Here is a 6,708-nt window from a genome sequence, read left to right on the forward strand (position 1 = left end):
GCGCATGCGGGTTCTCGGCCTCATCTCCGGCACGTCCCACGACGGCATCGACAGCGCCGTCGTGGACTGGACGCTCGGCGGCGGCGTGCTCACCGGCACGATCGCGCACGTCGGCGAGCGGCCGTACGAGCCGGGGCTGAGAGCCCGCATCCTGGCCGCGCTGCCGCCGAACCGGGTGGACCTGGGCGAGGTGTGCGCCCTGGACACGCTGATCGGCCAGGCGTTCGCCGGCGCCGCCGCCGAGGCGCCGCCCTGCGAGCTGATCTGCTCGCACGGCCAGACCCTGTTCCACTGGGTGGAGGACGGCCGGGTGCGCGGCACGCTGCAGGTCGGCCAGCCGGCCTGGATCGCCGAGCGCACCGGGGCGCCGGTGGTGTCGGACGTACGGGCGCGCGACGTGGCCGCCGGCGGCCAGGGCGCGCCCCTGGTGTCCTATCTCGACCTGCTGCTCATGGCCGGGCTGCCCGCGGGCCGGGGCCGCGCCGGCGCGCTCAACCTGGGCGGCATCGCCAACCTGACCGTGCGCGAGCCCGCCCTGGCCTACGACACCGGGCCCGGCTGCGCCCTGATCGACGCCGCCGCGCCGCCGTACGACGAGGACGGGGCGCTGGCGGCGGCGGGCGCGGTCGACGCCGGACTGCTGGACCGGCTCCTGGCCGACCCTTACTACCGGCTGGACCCGCCGAAATCCACCGGCAAGGAGCTGTTCACCCCCGACTACGTCCGGGCGGAGCTGCCCCTGCCGGATCTGGTGGCGACGCTGACGGCCCTCACCGCCGAGACCGTCGCGGCCGAGATCCGCCGCCACCGGCTCGACACCGTGATCGTGTCAGGCGGCGGCGCGCGCAACCCCACGCTGATGGACATGCTGCGCGCGCGGGCGGCGCCGGCCGCGTTCGTGACCAGCGACGCACTCGGAGTGCCGGCCGACGGCAAGGAGGCGATCGCCTTCTCGCTCTTCGGCTGGCTCACCGCACACGGCCTGGCGGCCACCGTGCCCAGCTGCACGGGCGCGTCGGGCGCTCGGGTGCTGGGCACGATCACGCCGGGTTCCGGTCCGTTGGCGCTGCCGGAACCCCTCGCCGAAGCCCCGGTCGCGATCCGTTTGTCAGGAAGCCCTGCGGCCGGCCGCTGACGGCTCGGAGGCGGTCCCCGACCGCTGCGGGGGGACCACAGGGGTCGGACGCACCAGGCCGAGCGCGACGACCTCGTTGGCCAGCCGGGTGCGGCGGTTGGTGCCCTCGGGGATCCTGAACTTCTGGTAGAGCCGCAGCAGGTGCTGCTTGACCGCGGCCTCCGTCACGACCAGGTCGTCGGCGATCTCCCGCGCGGTGGCGGGAGCGACGAACGCCTCGTCGGACAGCGCCGGCCGGCAGAGCGAGGTGAGTACGTCGACCTCGCGCCTGGTCAGCTCGGGCGCCGCGGCCCTGCGGAGCTCCACTTCGGGGGCGAAGTCCTCGCGGGGGACTCCGCCGACCCGGGCCCGCGCGGCCCCGAAGGAGACGACGTCGCCGTCGTCGAGCACCCTCCGGGCGATCGGCCTGCCGTTCACCCGTGTGCCGTTGCGGGACAGGCCCAGGTCAACGACGTACAGGTAAGGCCCTCGCCTGACGAACTCGGCATGGAGCCGAGAGACGCTGGGATCGGTGAGCCGGATGTCGACACCGCGGCCTCTTCCCACCGTCGTGATCTCGGGGCGCAACGGGATCACCTCGCCAGTGTCCTCGATGCGTATGAACGGCCCCTCCACGGCAGTTCCTCCCCAGGTAGCCCGCCGTAACTCTTACTACAGCTCCGGCTTACCCAAACGCGGGGATGCGGAATCTCCTTTGCCGAAAGCAGAATCGCTCGTGAAATTGGTCTGGACCTCTGCGGACGGTTTTGCCAGCTCACGGGTAGACTTCGTCGGAAGATAAGCGGAGGAAACACTCATGGCGGACAAGCCCACCAAAGGCCTGGCTGACGTCGTCGCCGCGTCCACAGCGCTCAGCGACATCGACGGAAAAGCCGGTCGGCTGTTCTACCGGGGATACGACATCCACGACCTGGCCGGCCGCGCGACCTTCGAGGAGACCGCGTACCTGCTGCAACGAGGCAAGCTCCCCACTCGCGCCGATCTCCAGGAGTACGGCGACGAACTGGTGCGCGGCCGCGAGCTCGGCGCGCTCGTCTCGGCGAACATCTCCGAGATCGCCGAGAGGCAGAAACCGATGGAGGCGCTGCGCAGCTACGTGTCGCTGTCCGGCGCCGACGACCCCGACAAGGACTCCAACAGCCCTGACGCGAACCTGCGCAAGGCTGCCCGCATGACCGCCCAGCAACCCCTGCTGGTGGCCCGCTACCACGCCGCCCGCTCCGGCGCGACCGCCCCGGACCCGGACCCCTCACTGAGCATCGCGGCGAACTTCCTGTTCCAGATCACCGGGCGCGCCCCCGAGCAGCGCGAGGTGGAGATCTTCGACACCTGCCTGGTGCTGCACGCCGACCACACGATGAACGCTTCCACGTTCGCCGCCCGCGTCTGCGCCGCTACCCTGTCGGACATGCATTCGGCCATCGTGGCGGCGATCGGCACGCTCAAGGGCCCGCTGCACGGCGGCGCGAACGAGCAGGTCATGAAGACCCTGGAGTCGATCGAGCCGACCGGCGTCGCCCAGGCGGTCCGCGACAAGCTCGCCGCCGGCGAGAAGATCATGGGCTTCGGCCACCGCGTCTACAAGACCGAGGACCCGCGCGCCACCCATCTGCGCCGCATGTCGCAGGAGCTGGCCGAGGCGGCCGGCGACGACACCTACTACCGGATGTCCAAGGAGATGGAAGAGGTCGTCTTCGAGGAGAAGGGCCTCTATCCGAACGTCGACTTCTACGCGGCGTCGGTTTACCACTACCTTGGCATCCCGACAGACCTGTTCACTCCCGTGTTCTCGATCAGCCGCATGTCGGGCTGGACGGCGCACGTGATCGAGCAGCACGCCGACAACCGCCTGATCCGTCCGGACAGCGAGTACATCGGCGAGACCGACCAGAAGTGGAAGCCGATCGACGAGCGATGAGCTTGAGCGACGACGTCGAACGCGAGGGCTGGGGGCCGTACCCGCTGATTCTGGCGGGTGCGGCCGTCGCCGTGGGATCGGTCTTCCTGATGGACCCGCGCTGGGGCGGCTTCGCCCTGGGCGGCGTGATCATGGTCGGTGCCGCGCTGCGCTTCTCCGGATTCGGCGGGCCGCTCGCGGTCCGCGGCCGGAGAGCGGACGCGATCACCCTGGGTCTGGGCGGGTTCATGCTGGTGCTGACTTCGCTGCTGCTCTACAACCAGGCGGCGAAGGCCCTGATCGAGTCCCTTTTCTCTCGCTGACGAGGCGTCCGATAGCCTCAACGCATTCATTCATGAAGGGGAACCGTTCGCATGCCCAAGATCAAGGTGGAGGGCCCCGTCGTCGAACTTGACGGCGACGAGATGACCCGGATCATCTGGCAGTTCATCAAGGACCAGCTGATCCTTCCCTACCTCGACATCGACCTGAAGTACTACGACCTCGGCATCGAGCACCGCGACGCCACCGACGACCAGGTCACCATCGACGCCGCGAACGCCATCAGGAAGTACGGCGTGGGCGTCAAGTGCGCCACCATCACCCCGGACGAGGCGCGCGTCGAGGAGTTCGGGCTGAAGCACATGTGGAAGTCCCCGAACGGGACGATCCGCAACATCCTCGGCGGCGTGATCTTCCGTGAGCCGATCATCATGTCCAACGTGCCGCGGCTCGTACCCGGCTGGACCAAGCCGATCGTCGTCGGCCGTCACGCCTTCGGCGACCAGTACCGCGCCACCGACCTGAAGGTGCCGGGCGAGGGCACGCTCACCCTCACCTTCACCCCGAAGGACGGCTCCGAGCCGATCGAGCTCGACGTGTACGACTTCCCCGGCGCGGGCGTCGCGATGGCCATGTACAACCTGGACGAGTCGATCCGCGACTTCGCCCGCGCGTCCATGCGCTACGGCCTGTCCCGCAACTACCCGGTCTACCTGTCGACCAAGAACACGATCATGAAGGCCTACGACGGGCGCTTCAAGGACATCTTCGCCGAGGTGTTCGAGGCCGAGTTCAAGGAGGACTTCGACAAGGCCGGCCTCACCTACGAGCACCGCCTGATCGACGACATGGTGGCCGCCGCGCTCAAGTGGGAGGGCGGCTACGTCTGGGCGTGCAAGAACTACGACGGCGACGTCCAGTCCGACACCGTGGCGCAGGGCTTCGGCTCGCTCGGCCTGATGACGTCCGTGCTCATGACCCCCGACGGCCGCACCGTCGAGGCCGAGGCGGCGCACGGCACCGTGACCCGCCACTACCGCCAGCACCAGCAGGGCAAGCCCACCTCCACCAACCCGATCGCCTCGATCTTCGCGTGGACCCGTGGCCTGGCCCACCGCGGCAAGCTGGACGGCACCCCCGCGGTCACCGAGTTCGCCGACACGCTGGAGCGGGTCTGCGTCGAGACCGTCGAGGGCGGCCAGATGACCAAGGACCTGGCGCTGCTGGTCGGCGGCGACGCCGAGTGGCTGACGACCCAGGACTTCCTCGCCGCGCTGGACGAGAACCTGAAGAAGAAGATGGCCTGACCGCCGTCTCCCTCCGCGCAAGGGCCGCCCCCGGGCGGCCCTTTCCGCTTCCTGGACGCTCTCTTGGTGCGGCGGTGTTGATCAGAAGGGTAAGAGCCCTCCATAACAGTCGTGCGCATCTCGGGGGGTTCGAATGCGACTGCGTTTCGTCAGTGGCGTGGGTGTGGTCGCGGTCGCCGTGATCGTGTCCGGGTGCGGCTCCGAGCCGGTCACCCAGGCGAAGGACGCCAAGGCCGACACCGCGGCCAAGCAGCAGCAGTCCACGGCCGCCAGGATGAAGGCGGCGGCGGCCGTCAAGGCCAACGAACTGGGCCAGGTCCCGGTTCTCATGTACCACCGCATCGTCGACAAGCCGCAGACCACCGACGACCGCACGCCCAAGCAGTTCCGCACCGAGCTCGAACGGCTGGCCAAAGAGGACTACGTGCCGATCACGGCGGCCGAGTTCGTCACCGGGAAGATCGACATCCCGGCCGGCAAGCACCCGGTGGTGCTCACCTTCGACGACTCCTCGCCCTCGCAGCTCACGCTGGACGAGATGGGCACCCCCAAGGCGAACACCGCGGTCGCCATCATGCGCGAGGTGGCCGCCAGGCACTCCGGCTTCCGGCCGGTCGGGACCTTCTACATCACCCGCGACATGTTCGGCAAGCACGTGCGCGAGGAGCAGGCGCAGACGCTCCTGTGGCTCAAGTCGAACGGCTTCGACCTGGGCAACCACACCCGCGACCACCACAACCTGCGCACGCGCACGCACGCCCAGGTCGAGGAGCAGATCGGCTCGATCGGCAAGCAGATCAACGAGCTGGCCGCGGTCAAGCCGGTGACGATCGCGCTGCCGTACGGGGTGCAGCCGCGCAAGAAGGAGTGGGCGGCGCGCGGCAAGTCGTACCACCACCAGGGCGTCTTCCTGGCCGGGTACACCCCGTCGGCGTCCCCGTTCAGCAAGTCGTACGACCCGCTGGGCATCCCGCGCATCAGGGCGATGGACAAGAAGGGCGACTGCGCGCAGTTCTGCTCGACGGCCTGGCTCGACTGGCTCAAGGCCAACCCGGACATGCGCTACACCTCCGACGGCGACCCGTCGACGATCGCGTACCCGAAGTTCAAGCACCCGTTCCTGCGCGTCTCGTACAAGGCGAAGGCGCTGGCCTACTAGCGGACCGACCCGATCAGGACCGAGAGCTCCGCCGGGGCGAGCACATAGTCGGAGACGGAGCTCATGGCGACGCGGAGGTCCCGTGCGGCGCCGGTGGCGAGGTCCACGACGTGGAAGGAGATCCTCCTGCGACGGTCCTCGGCGCGGACGAGCAGGGCGTCCTCACCCTCCCAGCGGATGAGGGCGTCGGGCCGCAGGCCCTCCGGGAGCCGCGGCACGACCGTGCGGGAGGTGCGTCCGGCGCCGGTGCCGGTCAGCAGGATGCCGGTGCTGACCACGTCGTGGGGGGTGATCTCCTTCGCGAGCGTCGCCAGCGTGCGGGCCGACGGTGACGGCAGGCCGTAGGCCAGGTTGCCGGGCACGGTGAAGCGCCGCACCACCCGGCCGCCGGGGGAGCGGATCACGTACGTGGCCGAGGTGGCGTGGCCGGGCAGGTCGCGGGCGGGCCGCTCGGTCACCAGGGCGAGCCCTTCGGTGGTCCAGCCGGCGACCCGCTCGCCCTTCGGCAGGCGGCGCACGGTGCCGCGCCGGATGTCGACGATCATCGGGCGCTCCAGCACGACCTCGGTGTCCTCGTCCAGGTCGTCGTGCTGGACGAGCAGGTGGCGGCCGTCGAGGGAGAGCAACGGCGCCTGGCTGCCGAAGATCTCCCCGACCGATTCGCGCGCCTTGACGGGCAGCTTCGTGACCGTGCCGGTGGTCAGGTCCCTGGCGACGTACCGGTCACCCGACGGGTGGACGGCCAGGGCGCCGTCGGCGGAGAGCGCGAACGGGGCGTCGTCGCGGGCGCCCTCCAGCCACCACCGCTCGCCCGTCGCCGACACCAGGATGTGGTGCCGGCAGCCGTCGGTCTCGTTGTTGCAGTGCGGCTCGTACGCGTACCTGACCGGGGCGGGAGCGGGCCCGGTCAGCTTCACCGGGGCCGGGG

General features: G+C 69.9%; 7 protein-coding genes. 5 read left to right on the plus strand and 2 right to left on the minus strand.

What is annotated here, in order from left to right; translation table 11 throughout:
* The first annotated feature begins 4 nt into the window (after positions 1 to 4).
* Positions 5 to 1,135 carry an anhydro-N-acetylmuramic acid kinase gene (locus tag OUY22_RS21555; RefSeq protein WP_270156882.1) on the plus strand — a complete coding sequence of 377 codons (1,131 nt, stop codon included), beginning with the start codon at positions 5 to 7 and terminating at the stop codon, positions 1,133 to 1,135.
* On the opposite strand, the gene OUY22_RS21560 is transcribed toward OUY22_RS21555, so the two are convergent.
* Complete coding sequence (locus OUY22_RS21560) at positions 1,109 to 1,750, minus strand: FHA domain-containing protein (RefSeq protein WP_270156883.1); 642 nt, start codon at positions 1,748 to 1,750, stop codon at positions 1,109 to 1,111. The genes OUY22_RS21555 and OUY22_RS21560 overlap by 27 nt on opposite strands.
* Before the next feature lie 181 nt (positions 1,751 to 1,931).
* Between OUY22_RS21560 and OUY22_RS21565 the strand changes: the two genes are divergently transcribed.
* The 4 genes from OUY22_RS21565 (at position 1,932) to OUY22_RS21580 (ending at position 5,780) form a co-directional block, all read left to right on the plus strand.
* A complete protein-coding gene (locus tag OUY22_RS21565) occupies positions 1,932 to 3,053 on the plus strand; it encodes a citrate/2-methylcitrate synthase (protein ID WP_270156884.1) in 1,122 nt (373 codons plus the stop codon).
* Between the two features lie 2 nt (positions 3,054 to 3,055).
* Positions 3,056 to 3,355: a DUF3017 domain-containing protein gene (locus OUY22_RS21570; RefSeq protein ID WP_270156885.1), complete on the plus strand. Its 300-nt coding sequence runs from the start codon at positions 3,056 to 3,058 to the stop codon at positions 3,353 to 3,355.
* A 51-nt stretch (positions 3,356 to 3,406) separates the two neighbouring features.
* Positions 3,407 to 4,621, plus strand: a complete 1,215-nt coding sequence (locus tag OUY22_RS21575) for an NADP-dependent isocitrate dehydrogenase (RefSeq protein WP_270156886.1) — start codon at positions 3,407 to 3,409, stop codon at positions 4,619 to 4,621.
* Positions 4,622 to 4,778: 157 nt separating this feature from the next.
* Entirely contained in the window at positions 4,779 to 5,780 is a 1,002-nt protein-coding gene (locus tag OUY22_RS21580) for a polysaccharide deacetylase family protein (RefSeq protein ID WP_270156887.1), read from the plus strand.
* On the opposite strand, the gene OUY22_RS21585 is transcribed toward OUY22_RS21580, so the two are convergent.
* Positions 5,777 to 6,708: hypothetical protein (locus OUY22_RS21585; RefSeq protein WP_270156888.1), on the minus strand; the 932-nt coding region annotated here is incomplete at its 5' end. The two genes, OUY22_RS21580 and OUY22_RS21585, sit on opposite strands and share 4 nt — an antisense overlap.

Origin of the sequence: Nonomuraea corallina (assembly GCF_027620315.1) — a bacterium.
GTDB classification, from domain to species: domain Bacteria; phylum Actinomycetota; class Actinomycetes; order Streptosporangiales; family Streptosporangiaceae; genus Nonomuraea; species Nonomuraea corallina.